The sequence below is a fragment of the Brevibacterium siliguriense genome, assembly GCF_900105315.1.
Classification (GTDB): Bacteria; Actinomycetota; Actinomycetes; order Actinomycetales; family Brevibacteriaceae; genus Brevibacterium; species Brevibacterium siliguriense.
Genome location: NZ_LT629766.1, coordinates 1,336,392 through 1,353,510 on the forward strand (window position 1 = coordinate 1,336,392; position 17,119 = coordinate 1,353,510).

The following is a 17,119-nucleotide window of genomic DNA, read 5'->3' on the forward strand; positions in this document are numbered from 1 at the left end:
GCCGTGTGCGAAACCGCTGTCATGAGGCAGTTCTCATGGAAAACGCACGGACGGAGAAGTCGATGAGTGGCAATTCGAGTGATCAACCGGAGAATCCTGCAGCCGAATCGGGAGGAGGCGCAGCATCCGGTGGCGGCGCCTCTGCTGGCAGCGGCAGGGCTTCGGACAATGCCGGTTCGACGGGCGGCGGAACTGCGCGTGTGCCCGGTGCTCGCCGCGCCAGTGCCAAGCGCATGGTCAAACGGGCCATCGCCAAAGACGCCGTGCACCCGGCGCTCATCCCCGGCGTCGGAGTCGAACAGACGAAGATGCGTTTCGGGACGAACCCCCTGGTGTTCGTCATCGCCGGAGTGCTCATTCTCTCCGTCATCATCTGGGCCATCATCGCCCCGGACAACATCTCCACCGTCGGAGACGTTTCGCTGAACTGGGTGACGACGAACTTCGGCTGGCTGTTCGGTGTGCTCGCCCTGGCGATCTTCTTCTTCATGATGCTCCTCGGCTACGGCCGCACCGGCGGTGTTCGGCTCGGTGCCGACGATGAGAAGCCCGAATTCTCCACCGTCAGCTGGATTGCCATGCTCTTCTCCGCAGGCATGGGCATCGGACTGCTCTTCTACGGTCCGTACGAACCGATGACATACTTCCTCGACCCGCCCCACGGCTTCACCGCGAAGGCGGGAACGGTCGACGCCAGCCACGATGCACTCGCGCAGACCCTTCTGCACTGGGGACCGATCGCGTGGGCCTTCTACGCACTCGTCGGCGGCGCCATCGCCTACAGTGCCTACCGCAAGGGCCGGTCACCACTCATCTCGGCGGTCTTCCGGCCGATCTTCCACGACAAGACCGACGGTCCGATCGGCGCGATCATCGACATCTTCGCCATCGTCGTCACCCTCTTCGGCACCGCGATCTCGCTGGGCATCGGCGCCCTGCAGATCGGTACGGGCTTCGAAGTCGTCTCCGGTTGGGGACCGGTGGGCAATGGGTTCCTCGTGACCACCATGTGCATCCTCACCGTGCTGTTCATCATCTCGGCGGTCTCCGGCGTCAAACGCGGCATCCGACTCCTGTCGAACTCCAACATGGTCGTCGCCGGTCTTCTCGCACTCTTCGTGCTCATCGTCGGACCGACGATCTTCCTGCTCAATTTCATCCCCGCAGCCGCAGCGGACTTCGCCCGCGAACTCGGCACGATGCTCGTGCGCAACGGGAACCAGGGCCCCGAGACTGCGGACTTCATGTCTGCCTGGACCACCTACTACTGGGCCTGGTGGGTCTCGTGGTCGCCGTTCGTGGGCATGTTCATTGCGAAGATCTCCCGCGGGCGCACCCTGCGTGAGTTCGTCACGGTCGTCATCATCGTTCCCTCCATTGTGTGCTTCCTGTGGTTCTGCATCTTCGGTGGCACCTCGATGTGGATGGACATGAACGGCCAGAATGTCGGCGCTGACGGTTCGGCTGAAGGCATGCTGTTCACTATGCTCGGCAACCTGCCGTTCGCGGCCGTGACTCCGGTGCTCGCCATGATCTCGATCATCGTGTTCTTCGTGACCTCGGCGGACTCGGCGTCGATCGTCATGGGGTCGATGTCCCAGCGGGGCAAGCCTGAGCCCACGGCCTGGGTGACGATCGTGTGGGGTCTCCTGCTCGGACTCACTGCGGTCTCGCTGCTGCTGGCCGGTGGTGCCGATGCGCTGTCGGGTCTGCAGTCGATCATGGTCGTCTCCGCCCTGCCCTTCGCTTTCGTCGTCATCGGCATGATGTTCGCGTGGGCCAAAGACCTGCGCAACGACCCGTATATGCTCAGGCGCAAGTATGCGCAGGCGGCTATTGCCCAAGGAGTGCGCTTGGGCATCGCCGACCACGGGGACAACTTCGTCTTCGGGTCGAGCAAGGTGGCCGAGAACGAAGGCGCGGGAGCCTGGCTCGACAGCAAGGACCCCGAACTCACCGAATGGTACGTCGAGAACACGAAGTCGGTGGAGATCCTCACCGCTGACGATGTGCTGCGTACATTGACTCCGGGTGCCATCCAGCCGAAAGGGCCCGCAAGGCCGGAGAACATCGCGTCGGGTGATGAGTCGACCTCGACTCGTCTGACAAGGCGCTCACGTACGGACCACCGAGGTGTCGCTGGTACCACGGACCAGAATGCGGCAACAGCGAAGCCGGTCGAAGCACAGGGCGCGGATGAAGAACGCCCTCCGGGATCCGACTGAGCGCGGACGAAGCGGTCTGCTGGCACGCGTCCAAGCAGGAGCTCTCGAGGGGCTCAGGCCATTCGGCGTTGGAATCCGAGGTCGAGGGCGAACAGGTGCAGGGAGTGCACCAAGGTGACCGCGGCGATGATGAAGCTGAGTGAGATGTCGATGATGCCGAAGATCGTCAGCGCCGGTGGGCTGACATAGCCCGGCGCCTGCAGGAGGGTGCAGGCGATGACGATCGCGCCGGTGAGGATCGCAATCAGGACGGCGGTTGTCGTGCGGCCCACCGCCGCCAGGCACAGCAGGCCGGTGGTGAACAGCAGAGCGATGAGTCCGAAGACACCGACTCCCCGTCCGATGATGAGGACTTCCTGCCACAGGTTCCCGTACGTGACCGAGCTGTCCGGCTCGGGTGAGTAGTAGGGGAAGAACGAGGCGGTGATGACCAGCACCACCAGTGGCCCATAGAGGCGGGCATAGATGATGTTCGTGCGGCGGATGCGTGCGGCGAGGTCCTCGGTGCTACGGAGCTGCCCGGTCGTCATCGACCGCTCGTCGCCTGTCGCTGTCACTGCGGCCTGCCCTCGGTGTCGAGGTGGGCGGCACGAGGACTTGTTGCTGTGCCGAAGCACGGCAGATGCATCGCATTTCTCCGATCGGGGAGTTAAGGGATTGTGACCGACAATGGCCCGAATGGATTAGTCGCCATCAAGTGGGCCGATACCTGAAACGTATCCAGGAAAGTTACAGCCCGGTGTTCTCGAGAGACAAGGAATGGTCATGACTCATATGGAATGCCCGCGAAATTTCACATATTCGCACAAAGGCATTTATGCCGGGTTGTGACTTTATCCCTATTTGTCTGTTCGCGGAGCCGCATTCGTCGTTCGGGGCGCCTCGAGGGCCGGCGCAGCATGGTCATCAGCCGCGCGACCGAGCAGGTGCGAGAGCCGGCGGAGGCAGTCACGGAGATCGGGGCTGTCGATGACGGTGAAATCGGCGTCCAATCGAGCCAGTGCCAGGGCCATGGTGGTCAGGCTCTGGCCGCCGACAGTGACGAGGCAGCGATCGTCCTCGAGTGCTTCGACAGTACCCTCGGCGGAAGCGAGCCTTCGTATCACGGTGGACGCAGGGGCGTCGACGACGACTTGGGCCGAATGCCGCCATCTGGGCTCTGTCGAATGTCGTTCGACGAAGTCGCCGATGTCCTCAGCCGGGAGCGGTCGCGGAGTGAAGCTGCGACCGCTCGGGGTCTTCGGCACAATGCGTTCGGCGCTGAATATCCGCCAGTCCTCGGCCCTGGGATCGAAGGCCAACAGCTGCCAGCGATGCTGACGGTTGACGAGTCGGTAGGCCTCGACTTCCAGATGCACTCCGTGCGCCGAGGAGCTGTTTGCGGCCTCTTGCGTTGCGGATTCCCCAGCGTCGAGGTAGCAGAAGCGCAGACGTTCGTGACGTCGACAGTGGTCGATGAGGGTGACGATGAGGTTGGGGTCAACGATCGGCATCGGCTGATTGCCGACGACCGGAACTGTGAAGTGCGCAAGGCTCTGCACCTGGGCCCGAACTGCGGCGGGGAGAATGGTCTCGAGCTTCGCCAGGGCCAGTGCCGAGGTCTCTTCCATTCCACCGATGATGCAGCTCAGCCCCGAGTGGAGGCCGACGGCGACCGCCACCGCTTCATCGGCGTCGAACATGAGCGGCGGGATGCCCGCACCGTTGGCGGAGAGGCGGTAGCCGCCTTCGGTTCCGCGAGTGCCGTTGATCGAATACCCGATTTCGCGCAACGTGCCGATATCGTTCCGGACGGTCCGCGGACTCACTTCCAGACGATCTGCCAATTCGGTTCCCGACCAGGTTCGGGGAACCATCAGCAGTGACAATAACCCGAGCAGCCGTGCTGCAGTCTGTGACATCTCTGCGTCTTCTGTCGTTTAGGAAGACCTCCTGCCTGAACTCAGAATAGCATTATGCAAATCGTTCCGGGGCAGAGCGAAAACAATGAAGTGGCTTCCCCGAATTCGGAGGAACTGACGAAATTGATGCACGAACAGCAGGATAATCAGAGTATTCCTTCCCCAGTGACAACAGAAACAGAATTCGACGTCGATGACTATCTCGAGTTGTATTCGTCGTCGCGGAAGAAGGACAAAGGGTGGATCCTCGACGAAGTCATGATCCTCACCGGATGGTCGCGTGACCATGCACGGCGCCGCTTGGCCGCCTTCCACGGAGGCAAGGACGATGCAGGCTACGACGAGGAGATCGCCGAACAGGCGCCGTCGCGGTGCTGCAAATATTCGCCCGAATCACGCGCGCTCCTCGTTCGGATCTGGGAGTGGTCGGGGTATCAGAGCGGCAAGTACTTGGCCGCGGTGATGCCGAAGCTGCTCGATGCGGCTGAACGTCACGGCGCCCTGGTGCCCGATCGCGAGGGGTACAGTCTCGATGTCCGTGCCGAGCTCCTCGCTGTCAGTCCGGCGTCGATCGACCGGTATCTGCGCACCGCGCGAGCCGAGGACCTCCGCGACCGTCGAGTATCGACGAAACGGTTCACCAGTCCCAGCGAAGACTTCCTCGACTTCGCTTCGGGACCGAACGAGTGCGAGCCCGGATTCTTTCTCGTCGACACGATCGCTCATGCGGGTCCGACCCGAGCCTCGAACTGCGTGTTCACGATCAGCGCCTCATGCCTGCACACCGGCTGGGTCTTCACGCGCAGTCTCGCCGACAATGCTCCGGATACCATGGTGGAGGTGCTGCAATGGTCGCTCGATGAGGTGCAGGGGATTCCCTTCTGGGTCAACGCCATCGAGCTGAGCAATCCCGATGACACCGTCCACGAGGCGACCGACCGGTGGGCACGCAGCCTGGACATCCATTTCAATCCGGTACTCAAAGACCTCCGCCGCGATCGGCTTCCGGAAGCATCGCGGCATCAGCATCTCGTCCATGAGTACGGCAATATCCGTCGCTATGACACCGACGAGGCCCGGTCGGCGCTCAACGGACTCTGGCGTGCCGTCGACGACCGGCTCAACTACTTCACCCCCACGCGCAAACCCGCAGGCTGGGCAGGGGACTGCCACGGCGAGCAGCGACGCATCTACGACGAGCCGCGCACACCGTTCGAACGGCTGCGCGCGGCAGGAGTGATGTCACCGACTCAGGAGGAAGAGCTCATCCAGTATGCCGACGGTCTCGACCCCGCGGGACTGACCGAGGAGATCGTATTCTGGCAGAAGCGCCTGCAGGAACTGTCCGCCTGATTGCGGTTCGGTCGCAGGCTGTCGGTATTGAATCGGGCCCTGGGGGCGACGACTCAGTCACGATCGCGTCGCGAATAGGCGATGAGCGCCCGATACAGATCGATCGGTGCACAATTGGCACCCTTGGCCAGCGACTTCATGAGTTTGCGGTAGGTCTGGTAGTCCATCTGCGCCGGGTTGTCCGTGGACACGAGATTGAAATCGTGCAGCACGGTCAGCGCCCGGGAATCCATGATGGAGAACTTCTTCGGAATGACCACGGTGAGCAGAGTGCTCGCCATCGGGACGCCCACTCCTGGAAGCATCTGCAGCAGCGGCAGACGGAAACGATTGGGTGTGTCGTCGTCGAGAGCGATGCCGGTGACGAAATCGATGTCATCGGATGAGATCTCCTCAAGTCCCGGCAGGACTCCGATGGCCTTCCACTCGGCGACCTTGAGGAAGTGTTTGCGTTTGAATGATTCGCGGACCTTCGTCTTCGGGCCGATTTCGCTGAAGATCTCCGACTCGAGATCCGTGAGGACGTAGAGGGGTTCGAATTTGAGGACGAACGCAGTGTCGATAGTGCCGCTGGGGGCTTCGCGGTTCAGCTCCGATGAGGTCATGGGCCGATGGTAATCGACCATTCTGACTCGCAGGTGAACACTTCTCCGTCGGAGGGGCGGCGGACGATACGAGCACGGCAGATGCAGTGCAGATGTCGTAACCTCGGACTATGAGTCCCGATCACCAACCTCAGACGACGTACACCCCGGCCCTGCTGGGCCTGGTGTGGACGGCGATGTTCGGGTTCTCCGCCTTCTTCTTCAGCTATTCGACGATGGTGACGATCGCGGCGACGGACGGATTGTCGACCGTCACCGGCGGGTCCGTGCTGACGACGATGATGATCGGCGTCATCGTCGCCCAGCCCTTCGCCCCGTGGGCCGGCCGGGCCTTCGGCTTCAAGACGTCGCTGCTGTTGGCTCTGGTGCTGCAGTTCCTCGGCCAACTCCTCGGCCTCTTCGTCTCCCCGCCGCTGTTGGCACTTGTCCTCGCAGGACTCTGCGGAGGTGTCGGGTTCGGGCTCTTCGTCGTCCTCGCCAATGCGGCGGTTCCCGGTACGACCTCACCGGGGCGGATCGGCAAGGCGCTGGGCTTCTTCGGTGGGATCACGTCATTGGCGGCAGCCGTCGGGGCTCCGCTGGGACTGTGGCTGGTCGAGACGATCCCGATCTGGATCTTCCGCGTCATCGTGTGCGCCTGTCTGCTGCTGGCCATCCCCACGGTGCTCAAATACGTGCCCGGTCGGTCGCCTCGGCGAGGGGATAACGCTGCGGGGGATTCTGCGTGCGGCAACGAGACCGTCGGGGTTCGGCCTAGACGCATGGAGGGGCGGGGCCTGCGGATGGTGGGGCGCCGGGCGGGGGAGGCATTCGGCCTTGTCCTCATGCTCTCCCCATTCCTCGTCGGAATGATCGTCTTCGGGATCATCGTCGGCTTCGGGCCGGGCGAGGACGTCGCGGTGGCAGCGCTGTTCATCGCCGGTATGCAAGTATCGGCGGTCATCGGCCGATTCGTGGTCGGGGCCGTTTCGGACAACTTCCCGCCCTTCGCCCTCAATATCCTGGGCCTCGTCCTGACGGCGGTCGGACTGGTCTTCGCTGTCGTCTCCTACGGTGCATCGCTGTTCGTCGCAATGCTCATCATCGGTCTCGGCTTGGGCGCTATGCAGTCGGCCAGCCTCGTCATGGCCTTCGCCTCGGTTACTTCGCCGAGCAGGGCCAGCGTCGCCTGGAATATGAACTTCGACATCGGGCTGGCCATCGCCGGTGTGGTCGGCGGACTCGGCTTCACCTATCTCGGGTCATCATCGACGTTCTTGGTGTGCGCCCTTGTCCTGCTGCTCGCAGGAGCCCTGTCGTGGATTGCGCGGACGCTGCAGACGCGGGGTCGCGAGCACGGCTGAGCTGGTCATCGCGGCGAATCCTCATCGAGCTGCGCCAACAGGCCGACGGCTGCGCGCGTGTATTCGCCGATCCAGCGATCGTGGATCCGCTTGATCGGCAGCGGCGCCAGAGCCAGCACGCGGGTGCGTCCGTCCTTGCGGCCCGTGACCAGCTCGGCGCCCTCGAGCACCCGAATATGCTGCAGCACCGTCGTGCGGTCGAGATCTGGAAACGCATCGCAGACTTCGCCGGTCGTGCGCGGTTGAGCCCGGAGCAGGTCGAGGATGCGGCGACGGGTGGGGTTGGCCAGTGCTTTGAACACTGCATCATCTGATTCGTTCGAACCTGTTCCCTCCGCCTGAGACATGTGGTAAAAATATCACATGACAGATGAGCAGAGCACCCAGAACACGCCCGCTGAGCAGAACGATCAGTCACGTCCGCTTGAGGAGCTGTCGTTCACCGTCACCGGCTATATCTCGAAGACCCCGCACGAAACCTACGAGGCGGTTGCCGATCCCGAGCAGCTCTCTCACTACTTCACGACCGGCGGTGCCCGCGGCCGTCTGGAAGCCGGGGCCGAAGTGACATGGGACTTCGCCGACTTCCCGGGCCGATTCCCTGTCGAGGTCATCGAGAACATCCAGGACGAGAAGATCGTCATCCGCTGGGAGGGCTCCGATGACTCCGTGGACAAGGACACGACGACGACCTTCGAGTTCACTCCCGTCGACGACGGGGAGCGGACCCTCGTGACGATCACGGAGAAGTCCTGGAGGCTCACCGAAGGCGGAGCTCAGGGTGCCTTCGGCAACTGCATGGGCTGGACCGGAATGCTCTCGGCGCTCAAAGTCTGGATCGAGCACGGAATCAATCTTCGCGAGGGCTACTACAAGTAAGCCCTGAATGTCAGCTCGTGGACGGCTTCGTTGATTCGCCTGGCGCGAGCCGCCTGCGCGCACCTCGTCGTGCCCGAAGATCGCGGATGAGCACGGCGAGGACAGCCGCCAGAAAGAGGACCTGCATCAGTGTGCGCGGCAGCAGGTGACCGTCCCACGGCAGATTCTCGCCGGTCAGTGCCAAATGCACATTCACCGGGAGCGTGAGGATGAGCGTCAGCCTCAGTCCGCCGGCCGCCCATAGGCGAGTCGGCTTGATCAGCAGGCCGATGGCACCGAGCAGTTCGAAGACTCCGGATACAGTGACGAGGGCGACTGTGCTGGGAAGCCATGGCGGCACCATGTCGATGAGTGCCTCGCGCATGCCGACGAAATGGGAGAAGCCGGTGACGGCGAACATCACCGCCAGCCCGTACCGGATGGCCACATGCCATGAGGTCAAGCCTCGCCTGGCCTCTGCAGAGCTGAGGTGTCCGACGATGTGGGCGATGAGAGTTGTGATGAGAAGGAAGAGCAGGGGTGCTGTGGGTGGCTCCTCGGGTGAGTGCAGCCGTACGGCTGCAGTGAATCTTTACGGCGAAAAGATGGGCCGTCGGCACATATCTTGTCAATGAAAAGTTTGCTCCGGTACGATCGAAGTGTGACTTATCATCATGGGGATCTGCGTCGGACCCTGTTGGCGGAGACCGCCTCGGCGATTGCCGAGGACGGCGTGGCCAAACTGAGCATGCGTGCGCTGGCGAAACGGGCCGGAGTCTCCAACGCCGCTCCGACGTATCATTTCGGTGACAAGACGGGCTTGCTCACGGCCCTCGCGGCCGAAGGATTCGACCGTCTGGCGGAAGCGATGTCCGGCGTCGATGACGGCGGCGGACTGACTGCCCGCGGAGTAGCCTATGTCGAATTCGCGCTCGCCTGCCCCTCTCACTTCACGGTGATGTTCCAGCCCCGGCTGCTCCACGATGACGACGCCGAACTGTCTGCGGCCCGACAGCGAGCGTGGGCCGCGCTGTCAGTCGGAGTCGTGCAGGCTCGATCGGGGCCGGACTCCGATTTCGGGGTGGCGGCATGGTCGCTCTTCCACGGCTACGCCACTCTGGTGCTCAGCGGTGCAGTGGAGCCCGAAGACGCACTCAAGCAGGCGCGTATTGTGGCGGGCCACCTCGTCGACGGGTCGGGCAAGAGCCGCTGAGGGGTCGGTCCGCAGTCGTTGGTGGGCCAGTCGACAGTCCTTGACGGGTCTGTCCGGCAGGTGATGCCGAGCCGACCCCGAGATCACTTTCCGGTGGTCTTCTTCTGACCCGGTTCGAGTCCGTGGGAGTTCTTGATGAAGAACGCGCCGATGATGCCGAGGATCCCGACGCAGGCGGCGACGAAGAAGGCGACGTTCGCTCCGTGGACCAGGCCCGCCAGGCCGTAGGTCTCCGGGTTCCGCGCGGCCGAGACCATGATCGTCACGAGCGCTGCCGTGCCGACCGACGCGGCGATCTGACGCATCGTGTTGTTCAGGGCTGTTCCATGCGGAATGAGGTGCGAGGGCAGCTGGTTGAGCGCGGCTGTGGTCACCGGCATCATCACCATGGCGACACCGAACATGCGGACCGTGTTGACCACAGCGAGGTAGACGAACGAGGTGTCCGTTTCCAGCCGCGCGAAGAGGAACGTGGTCCCGGTGAGCAGGACGAAGCCGGCGATGGCGAGCCATTTTGCGCCTATGGCGTCGAATACGCGACCGGTCACCGGCGACATCAGCCCCATCACCGCGGCGCCGGGAAGCAGGACCAGGCCCGATTCCATGGCCGAGAAGTCATTCATGTTCTGCATGTACAGCGGCAGGACCATCATGCCGCCGACCATGACGATGAACACGCACATGCCCAGCAGGGTGTTGAGGGTGAACATGCGGTAGCGGAGGATGCGGAACTCGAGGATCGGCTGCTCGAGCCTGAACTGGCGAGTGATGAAGAGGGTCAGCGTGATCGCACCGATGACCAGCGGGATGAGCACCTCGGCGCTGAGCCAGCCGGCGTCACCGGCGCTGCCGAAGCCGAACAGCAGTCCGCCGAAGCCGAGTGTGGAGAGGATGATCGAGAGGACGTCGAGTCGCGGGAAGGTCCGCTCGGTGACGTTCTTGAGCAGGAAGAAGGCGACGATGAGGTCGATGACCGCAATCGGCAGCATCATGTAGAACAACGTCTGCCACGGCAGGTGATCGACGATCCAGCCGGAGAGGCTGGGGCCGATGGCCGGGGCGAAGGCGATGACGAGGCCGAAGGTGCCCATGGCCGTGCCGCGCTTCTCGACTGGGAAGATCGCGAAGAGGATCGTCTGCATGAGCGGCATGATGATGCCGCCGGCCGAAGCCTGGATGACACGGCCGATGAGCATCACCGGATAGACCGGGGCGATCGCACAGACGAGGGTGCCGAGGATGAACAGCCCCATGGCTGTGAAGAACAGGCCCCTCGTCGTGAACTTCTCGATGAGGAACGCGGTCACCGGGATCATGATGCCGTTGACGAGCATGAAGCTCGTCGTCACCCACTGCGCGGCACCGGACGTGATGTCGAAGTAGTGCATGAACGCCGGCAACGCGGTGTTGAGCAGAGTCTGGTTGAGGATGATGACGAACGCGCCGGAGACGAGGACCGCAAGCACGAGGTTCCGGTTGACCGGGGTGCCTTCTGCCGGGTCCTTCTGAATGTCGTCTCCGTTCGCCAATGGCATCCCCTCACCTGTTCGTCGTCTGTGTCTCTTCTCGTCCTTCAGCGACAGCCCGCCCTGGGCGGTGTGCTGAATCGGCCCCTCGTCGCGCCCGGAAATAAATTCCTTGGTTATATAACCGTTCCATGCAGTTTAACCCACCACCCTCGCCGAGGCGGCCCCGGGTCGGTGTGAGATTCGTCGAGTTCATCTCCCGGCTGGGTGACGGACACCCGCCGCCGGGGAGCTTTCATCGCTGGTGCGAAAGATTCCGACCGCGGCCCCACCAGGGGACCGCGGTCGGAATTCCTACGGGCGGTCGGCCGCCTCGGCGAAGGGTCAAGTCAGGCGAGTGGCCGGTGATTGGGTCTTGTTCGGGTCAGTCTCCGGCAGGTCGCCGAGGACGTCGTCGATGCGGGAGAGCACGCCCGTGTCGAGAGTGACCCCGGCCGCCTCGGCGTTCGAGGCGATCTGCTCGGGACGTGAGGCTCCGACGAGAGCGGTGGCGACGTTGTCGTTTGCCAGCACCCAGGCGATCGCCAGCTGCGCCATGGTGATCCCGAGTTCGGCGGCGATCGGTTCGAGGTTGGCTACGGCTGTCAGTTTGTCATCGTGAAGGTAGCGGCTCCTGATCGACTCGGCTCCGCCGCCGTCCTCATCGGTCGCCCGCGATCCGGCCGGCACCGGCTGGCCGGGCTTGTATTTGCCGGTCAGCGCGCCCTGGGCGATCGGGGACCAGACGATCTGCGAGATGCCGAGTTCCTTCGACGTCGGGACGACCCGTTCTTCGATGACGCGCCAGAGCATGTTGTACTGCGGTTGGTTCGACACCAACTGGATGCCGAGGTCTTTGGCTAGGTGGTGGGCGGCGCGCAGCTGGTCGGCGTTCCATTCGCTCACGCCGATGTAGAGAGCCTTGCCGGCGCGGACGATGTCGGCGAAGGCCTGCATCGTCTCCTCCAGCGGAGTCTCGTAGTCGTAGCGGTGGGCCTGGTAGAGGTCGACGTAGTCGGTGCCGAGGCGGCGCAGCGAGCCGTCGATCGACTCCATCATGTGCTTGCGTGACAGGCCGGTGTCGTTGTGCCCCTTCGGCCCGGTGGGGAAGTAGACCTTCGTGAAGATCTCGAGCGATTCGCGTCGTTGGCCCTTGAGCGCATCTCCGAGGACCTGTTCGGCGACGGTGTTCGCGTAGACGTCGGCGGTGTCGAAGGTGGAGATTCCCGCGTCGAGGGCGGCGTGGACGCACTTCGAGGCGGTGTCGTTCTCCACCTGCGAACCGTGCGTGAGCCAGTTGCCGTAGGTGATCTCGGAGATCTTGAGTCCGCTATTTCCCAGATATCTGTGCTCCATGACCTCAGCCTACGACCGGGCAGATACGTTCGGAACCCCTCATCGGAGCCGCGGCGGCGCAAGCGGCGAGTGCGCGGCGGGCACGTGCGACTGCCTTTCCGTGCTGGCGAGGTCGTTATGGGGTGGGTGCATCGCAGCAGCCCGTCAGTTCGGTACACCTTTCTCTCGATTGCCCACTGAAGAAAATGGTCAATTCAGAGCAGGGTGTACCGAAATCGTGGTGCCGGCACGGCCGGCGTCCCTGCCTCAGCGCGCCGGGCCGGCATTCTCCGCGATATGCCCCTGCAGGGTCGCCGCGAACGCCGCGGAATCGCCGGCGCGCAGATGCGCGACGAGTGCCTCGTGTTCGGCGATGAGCTCGTCCGAACGATCGAGGAGGTGCCGGCTGTTCATGAAGAGGCTGAACCGGTGCCGGTCGGAGAGCAGCGCATACATTTCGAGCATCACTCGGTTGTCACCGGCCTCGACGAATCCGCGGTGGAATTCCAGGGTGAGTTCGATGAACCGGGCGATATCTCCCTCGGCGAAGGCGGCCCGGTGCTGCACGATGAGACCATCGAGTTTCTCAGCCAACCGTTGCCGCATGGGATCGGAGGCGCGCTCGACCGCGGTCGTCTCGAGCACATAGCGGGCATCGGCGAGCTCGGCGACTGTGCGTTCGTCGATGCCTTGGACGATCGCTCCGCGTTTGGGGTAGATATGAATCCACCCCTCGTCCTGCAGCCGGGCCAGAGCCACGCGTACCGGGGTGCGGCTGACCCCGATCTCGGTGGCCAGCGCCGCCTCGCCGAGCATCGTTCCCGGCGGATGTTCGCCGTCGAGGATCTGCCCACGGACGTAGGCATACGCACGTTCGGCCGCGCTCTTCGACTTCTCCTTTCCGCTCATTCTCCGGCCCCGTCCTGGCTCGCGGCGGTGGTGGGGCGGTCGTTCGCCTCGGCGAGGACGGAAGTGCGGCGGCCGGGCCAGCTCATGAGCGGGATCGCCCGAATCGAGAATCCGACGGCGATGAGCAGGACGAACGTGGCCATGAGATTGATCCAGAGGAATCCGCCGGCGCCGAGCACGGACCCGGCCATCGCCGCCATGAGCGCCCCTCCGAGGTTCATCGCCGAATCCGACGCGCCCTGCAGCGGCACCCTCGCATGCGCCGGCACCGAGGCGGTCAGCAGGGACGAGCCGCCGATGAGGAACATCGACCACCCGATTCCCAGCAGCGACAGCGCGGTCGACAGCAGCACCATCGATGACTCCGGAGCCACGGCATCGATGACGCCCAGGACGATCGTGAGGACGAAGATGCCGGCTCCGCCTGCGATGACAATGCCCGCTCCCCACCGGTCGGCCATCCAGCCGAAGACAGGGGAGAGGGCATACATGCCGGCGATGTGGATGCTCACGACGATGCCGATCGCCCCGAGGGTGAATTCCTGGTGGTCCATGTGCACCGGGGTCATGACCATGACGTTGGTCATCATCATCTGTCCCGCGACGATCGTGATCATCGCGAACAGCGGGACCGGGCGGGCCAGAGCGAAGCGCAGCGCTTCGCCGAGTCTCATCTGTGGTGGGACGGCCGCCTCGGCGGTGGGCGTGGTGGAAGCGTCGGTCGCAGCGGAATCCCTTGTCGAGGCGGCCACTGACTTCGTCAGGGTCGAGGCCGACAGTGTGGCCAGTGCGAACGCGACCATGGAGATGAGATAGGGGCCGGCCAGGCTGTTCATGCCCAGAGTCTCGCCGAGATGGGCCCCGGGGGCGGTGAAGCTCGGGCCGAGGACGGAGCCGACGGTCGTGGCCCACACCACCAGCGACATCGCACGACCGGCGGCGGCCGGGTCGGCGAGGTCGACGGCGGCGTAGCGAGCCTGCAGGCCCGAGGCGGTCGAGGAACCGCACATCATCATCCCGAGCATGAACAGGGGGAGGAACTGGAGGGTGACACCGACGAGGACGACCACGGCGCCGAGCGTGCCGATGCCGAAGCCTAAGGTCAGCGCCTTGCGACGGCCGGAACGGCCGGCGAGGACGGCGAGCGGGTAGGCGATGAGACCGGCACCGAGGATGACGCTCATCTGCGCGAATCCGGCCATCGACGTCTGCCCGGTGATCTCTTCGGCGAGCAGTCCGCCGACGGCATATCCGGAGGCGATGCCGGCCCCGGAGAGGAGCTGGGCGGTGATGAGTTTGGCCTGTTCTCGGATGTGGCTGGTCATATCGGTCTCACGTCGTCATGGTGGCTTGGACTCCATCACAGTATCTTGCATCCATCTTGGATACAACAGGAGATCGCAGGGTGGGATGCCTGGACAGGGGCGGGAGCGAGTCGAGTAGGTTCTGGGAATGAGCCAACTCAGCGCCCGGCGTCGCCACGGTGATCCAGAACTGCCGGGAACCGCTCAACGGCAGGAGTTCCGCATGATCAGAAAACACCGCACCGACGACGTCCTCACCATCACCATCGACAATGCCGCACAGGCGAATGCGCTCACCGAAGAGATGCTGGGCGCTCTCGTCGACTCGTTCACCGAGGCGAACGCGGACGAAAGCCTGCGCGCCGTCCTTCTCACCTCGGCCGGCGAAAGGGGATTCTCGGCGGGCATGGACACTGCGCAGTTCGCGCACACGAGCGCGTCGCAGGCTTATGCGACGATCAGCCGCCTCGGCGAGGTATGCGAAGCGATCAAGAGCTGCGACCTTCCGGTGGCGGTGGCGATCGAAGGCTACTGCATCGGCGGGGCCGCCGAGATCGCCGCAGCCGCGGACTTCCGCATCGGCGGCAGCGACTCCTGGTATTCGATGCCCGAGGTGCGCATCGGCATTCCCTCGGTGCTCGAATCGGTCAATCTCCACCGCCTCATGGGCTGGACGAAGGCGACCGAGTTCGTCCTCACCGGCAATCGGTTCACTGCGGAGGAGATGCTCGCCTGCGGGTTCCTCAACGACATTGTCGCCGAGGAGGCCCCTCGAGGAGAGGAAGGGGCTGTGTCGGCCAAAGAAGAGGCTGTGCCGGAGGGTGGGAGAACCGCAGTCGAAGAGCGCGCGCTCGCTCTCCTGCACGACACCACGCGGGCCGACCGTGCAATCATCGCCCAGCAGAAACGAATGCTGCGGACGTGGAAGAACACCTTCGAGACGCAAGCCATCGCCGACAGCAAGACGGAATTCGCGCTTTCCTTCGCCCAGGGGGCCGAGAGGCAGTAGCCTGAAAACTTAACGAACGATTGAGGAGGGCGCGTGACAGACAATGACGTCACACCGTAGCCCGCGGCCTTCTACCTCCTGCGCAGCGAGAACGAATTCGACTCGACGCGGGCCACGACGAGCCCGTGGGACGAGCAAATGCAGCACGGCGGGCGGGCCGCCCGCGGCGCTGCTCGCCCGTGCCGTCGAACGAGTCCGCGAAGACGAGGCGATGAGCATCGACCGGCTGACGATCGACATGCTCGGCCCCATCCCGCAGGGTCGAATCCGCACCGAGGCGACCATTGTCCGCCCCGGAAAGCGCATCGAACTCGTCGAGGACAAGCTCTGGGCGGACGACCGGCTCGCCGTCACCGCGACCGCGTGGCGAATGCGTTCGACCCCGGAAAACAGCGCCGAGGTGGCCACGACCTTTGACACATCCTCGGTGCCGGAACCGCAGGAGCAGAAGTACTTCCCCGGCATCAGCTGCGACTGGGGCTACGGCCGCGCCATCGAATGGCGCTTCGTCATCGTCGCGGACTCGGCGAACGGCGTCTCGGCGGCTGTGCCGTTTGGGGAGTGGACGTTCATCCCGCCGACGCTGTCGCTGACCTTTGCGCGCGAACCGCAGTCCGAATGGCTGAACATGAACGTGCGTACCCATGTCGGACCCGACTGTCGCGGTGTCGTCAACGGAGACCTGGCTGGCGAGATCGGCTACGTCGGAGCCGTGACCCAGCGGCTGCTCATCGCTCGGCTCTGAGAACCTAGCGCCATGGAATTCCTCGGACTCGTCCTCATCGGCTGCCTCGTCGGCCTGACTACCGTGCTGTTCGGATTCGGCGGCGGCTTCGTCACCGTCCCGATCATCACCCTGGTCGATGCGGAGCTCGGACATGACACGGCACGGGTGGCGGCGGCCACCTCGGCGCTGGTGATGCTCGTCAATGCGATCGTCGCGACAGTGTCGACGAAACGATCCACGCTCGCCCATCTCAAGCGGCGGTGGTGGCTGCTCGGGCTGCTCGCGCTCGGGGGAGGGGTGGGCGCGTTCGCGGGACGGTTCGCTCCGGAAGCGCTGCTGCAGTGGGGGTTCGTCGCGTATATCGCGGCCACAGCCATTGACCTGCTCGCCCGGCCAGGATTCTTCCGGCGCAAGACTGCGGTCGCCGATAAGGTCGGTGAGGTCAGCGAAGGAGGCCGCGGAATTGCAGCGGTCTGGGGTGTGCCGATCGGCGGTTTGGCGTCGTTCCTCGGCGTCGGCGGGTCTGTGATGACGGTGCCGATGATGCGCCGGTCCGGGGCGACGATGACCGTGGCCACGACCCTGGCCAACCCTCTGACCTTGGTGATCATGAGTCCGGCCGTGCTCGTGACGATCCTGACCCCGGCTGAGATCGATGCCCCGGGCATCGTGGGATCACTCGACCTGGTGGCCGCCGCGGCGCTGCTCATCGGCGGTCTGCCGATCATCGTGTTCCTGCGCCGCCGAGTGCCGAAGATCCCCGAGATCCTCCATGCCTGGGGCTACTTCGTGCTGCTGGTGGCGGCCGGAGCGGTCGTCGCCGTGGCGTAAG

Annotated in this window: 17 protein-coding genes; 8 read left to right on the forward strand and 9 right to left on the reverse strand. The window is 64.1% G+C overall.

Annotation, left to right across the window (positions count from 1 at the left end; all coding sequences use genetic code 11):
* Positions 1 to 62: 62 nt before the first annotated feature.
* Positions 63 to 2,225: a BCCT family transporter gene (locus tag BLU88_RS05815; protein ID WP_231939624.1), complete on the forward strand. Its 2,163-nt coding sequence runs from the start codon at positions 63 to 65 to the stop codon at positions 2,223 to 2,225.
* A gap of 53 nt (positions 2,226 to 2,278) precedes the next feature.
* Here the strand turns inward: BLU88_RS05815 and BLU88_RS05820 are convergent, their stop codons facing one another.
* Both BLU88_RS05820 and BLU88_RS05825 read right to left on the reverse strand, forming a co-directional pair.
* On the reverse strand, positions 2,279 to 2,755 hold the full coding sequence (locus BLU88_RS05820; protein ID WP_092011133.1) for a hypothetical protein: 477 nt from the start codon (positions 2,753 to 2,755) through the stop codon (positions 2,279 to 2,281).
* A gap of 309 nt (positions 2,756 to 3,064) precedes the next feature.
* Entirely contained in the window at positions 3,065 to 4,126 is a 1,062-nt protein-coding gene (locus BLU88_RS05825; protein WP_092011136.1) for a helix-turn-helix transcriptional regulator, read from the reverse strand.
* Positions 4,127 to 4,291: 165 nt separating this feature from the next.
* Between BLU88_RS05825 and BLU88_RS05830 the strand changes: the two genes are divergently transcribed.
* The gene (locus BLU88_RS05830) at positions 4,292 to 5,479 is read left to right on the forward strand and encodes a hypothetical protein (RefSeq protein ID WP_092011139.1); all 1,188 of its coding nucleotides are present in this window, start codon (positions 4,292 to 4,294) and stop codon (positions 5,477 to 5,479) included.
* Positions 5,480 to 5,532: 53 nt separating this feature from the next.
* Here BLU88_RS05830 and BLU88_RS05835 read toward each other — a convergent pair whose 3' ends face one another.
* Positions 5,533 to 6,084 (reverse strand): hypothetical protein, encoded by a 552-nt coding sequence (locus BLU88_RS05835; RefSeq protein WP_092017221.1) that lies wholly within the window; start codon positions 6,082 to 6,084, stop codon positions 5,533 to 5,535.
* Between the two features lie 110 nt (positions 6,085 to 6,194).
* Between BLU88_RS05835 and BLU88_RS05840 the strand changes: the two genes are divergently transcribed.
* Complete coding sequence (locus tag BLU88_RS05840) at positions 6,195 to 7,427, forward strand: MFS transporter (protein WP_092011142.1); 1,233 nt, start codon at positions 6,195 to 6,197, stop codon at positions 7,425 to 7,427.
* A gap of 5 nt (positions 7,428 to 7,432) precedes the next feature.
* Here the strand turns inward: BLU88_RS05840 and BLU88_RS05845 are convergent, their stop codons facing one another.
* A complete protein-coding gene (locus BLU88_RS05845) occupies positions 7,433 to 7,774 on the reverse strand; it encodes an ArsR/SmtB family transcription factor (protein ID WP_092011145.1) in 342 nt (113 codons plus the stop codon).
* 16 nt (positions 7,775 to 7,790) lie between these two features.
* Here BLU88_RS05845 and BLU88_RS05850 point away from each other — a divergent pair, with 16 nt between their 5' ends.
* The gene (locus BLU88_RS05850) at positions 7,791 to 8,306 is read left to right on the forward strand and encodes an SRPBCC domain-containing protein (RefSeq protein WP_092011148.1); all 516 of its coding nucleotides are present in this window, start codon (positions 7,791 to 7,793) and stop codon (positions 8,304 to 8,306) included.
* A 10-nt stretch (positions 8,307 to 8,316) separates the two neighbouring features.
* Here the strand turns inward: BLU88_RS05850 and BLU88_RS05855 are convergent, their stop codons facing one another.
* Complete coding sequence (locus BLU88_RS05855) at positions 8,317 to 8,748, reverse strand: DoxX family protein (protein WP_197678193.1); 432 nt, start codon at positions 8,746 to 8,748, stop codon at positions 8,317 to 8,319.
* 198 nt (positions 8,749 to 8,946) lie between these two features.
* On the opposite strand from BLU88_RS05855, the gene BLU88_RS05860 reads away from it, so the two are divergent.
* Positions 8,947 to 9,498 (forward strand): TetR/AcrR family transcriptional regulator, encoded by a 552-nt coding sequence (locus tag BLU88_RS05860; RefSeq protein ID WP_092011154.1) that lies wholly within the window; start codon positions 8,947 to 8,949, stop codon positions 9,496 to 9,498.
* A gap of 83 nt (positions 9,499 to 9,581) precedes the next feature.
* On the opposite strand, the gene BLU88_RS05865 is transcribed toward BLU88_RS05860, so the two are convergent.
* The 4 genes from BLU88_RS05865 to BLU88_RS05880 form a co-directional block, all read right to left on the reverse strand.
* Positions 9,582 to 11,033 (reverse strand): MDR family MFS transporter, encoded by a 1,452-nt coding sequence (locus BLU88_RS05865; protein WP_092011157.1) that lies wholly within the window; start codon positions 11,031 to 11,033, stop codon positions 9,582 to 9,584.
* Between the two features lie 315 nt (positions 11,034 to 11,348).
* Positions 11,349 to 12,359, reverse strand: coding sequence for an aldo/keto reductase family protein (locus tag BLU88_RS05870; protein WP_092011161.1), 1,011 nt, complete (start codon positions 12,357 to 12,359; stop codon positions 11,349 to 11,351).
* A gap of 246 nt (positions 12,360 to 12,605) precedes the next feature.
* Positions 12,606 to 13,247: a GntR family transcriptional regulator gene (locus BLU88_RS05875; RefSeq protein ID WP_092011164.1), complete on the reverse strand. Its 642-nt coding sequence runs from the start codon at positions 13,245 to 13,247 to the stop codon at positions 12,606 to 12,608.
* Positions 13,244 to 14,572 (reverse strand): MFS transporter, encoded by a 1,329-nt coding sequence (locus BLU88_RS05880; protein ID WP_092011167.1) that lies wholly within the window; start codon positions 14,570 to 14,572, stop codon positions 13,244 to 13,246. The genes BLU88_RS05875 and BLU88_RS05880 overlap by 4 nt, the downstream gene beginning before the upstream one ends.
* A 202-nt stretch (positions 14,573 to 14,774) precedes the next feature.
* On the opposite strand from BLU88_RS05880, the gene BLU88_RS05885 reads away from it, so the two are divergent.
* The 3 genes from BLU88_RS05885 to BLU88_RS05895 are packed head-to-tail and all read left to right on the forward strand — an operon-like array spanning position 14,775 to position 17,118.
* Complete coding sequence (locus BLU88_RS05885) at positions 14,775 to 15,560, forward strand: enoyl-CoA hydratase/isomerase family protein (RefSeq protein WP_092011170.1); 786 nt, start codon at positions 14,775 to 14,777, stop codon at positions 15,558 to 15,560.
* Positions 15,561 to 15,603: 43 nt separating this feature from the next.
* Positions 15,604 to 16,305, forward strand: coding sequence for a thioesterase family protein (locus BLU88_RS05890; protein ID WP_197678194.1), 702 nt, complete (start codon positions 15,604 to 15,606; stop codon positions 16,303 to 16,305).
* A gap of 12 nt (positions 16,306 to 16,317) precedes the next feature.
* Positions 16,318 to 17,118, forward strand: coding sequence for a sulfite exporter TauE/SafE family protein (locus BLU88_RS05895; protein ID WP_092011173.1), 801 nt, complete (start codon positions 16,318 to 16,320; stop codon positions 17,116 to 17,118).
* Position 17,119: the final 1 nt, after the last annotated feature.

Coding starts and splice junctions, on each gene's coding strand:
- BLU88_RS05815 (WP_231939624.1), top strand. CDS start 63: ATGAGTGGCAATTCGAGTGATCAACCGGAGAATCCTGCAGCCGAATCG.
- BLU88_RS05820 (WP_092011133.1), bottom strand. CDS start 2,755: ATGACGACCGGGCAGCTCCGTAGCACCGAGGACCTCGCCGCACGCATC.
- BLU88_RS05825 (WP_092011136.1), bottom strand. CDS start 4,126: ATGTCACAGACTGCAGCACGGCTGCTCGGGTTATTGTCACTGCTGATG.
- BLU88_RS05835 (WP_092017221.1), bottom strand. CDS start 6,084: ATGACCTCATCGGAGCTGAACCGCGAAGCCCCCAGCGGCACTATCGAC.
- BLU88_RS05840 (WP_092011142.1), top strand. CDS start 6,195: ATGAGTCCCGATCACCAACCTCAGACGACGTACACCCCGGCCCTGCTG.
- BLU88_RS05845 (WP_092011145.1), bottom strand. CDS start 7,774: ATGTCTCAGGCGGAGGGAACAGGTTCGAACGAATCAGATGATGCAGTG.
- BLU88_RS05850 (WP_092011148.1), top strand. CDS start 7,791: ATGACAGATGAGCAGAGCACCCAGAACACGCCCGCTGAGCAGAACGAT.
- BLU88_RS05865 (WP_092011157.1), bottom strand. CDS start 11,033: ATGCCATTGGCGAACGGAGACGACATTCAGAAGGACCCGGCAGAAGGC.
- BLU88_RS05870 (WP_092011161.1), bottom strand. CDS start 12,359: ATGGAGCACAGATATCTGGGAAATAGCGGACTCAAGATCTCCGAGATC.
- BLU88_RS05875 (WP_092011164.1), bottom strand. CDS start 13,247: ATGAGCGGAAAGGAGAAGTCGAAGAGCGCGGCCGAACGTGCGTATGCC.
- BLU88_RS05880 (WP_092011167.1), bottom strand. CDS start 14,572: ATGACCAGCCACATCCGAGAACAGGCCAAACTCATCACCGCCCAGCTC.
- BLU88_RS05885 (WP_092011170.1), top strand. CDS start 14,775: ATGATCAGAAAACACCGCACCGACGACGTCCTCACCATCACCATCGAC.
- BLU88_RS05890 (WP_197678194.1), top strand. CDS start 15,604: ATGACGTCACACCGTAGCCCGCGGCCTTCTACCTCCTGCGCAGCGAGA.
- BLU88_RS05895 (WP_092011173.1), top strand. CDS start 16,318: ATGGAATTCCTCGGACTCGTCCTCATCGGCTGCCTCGTCGGCCTGACT.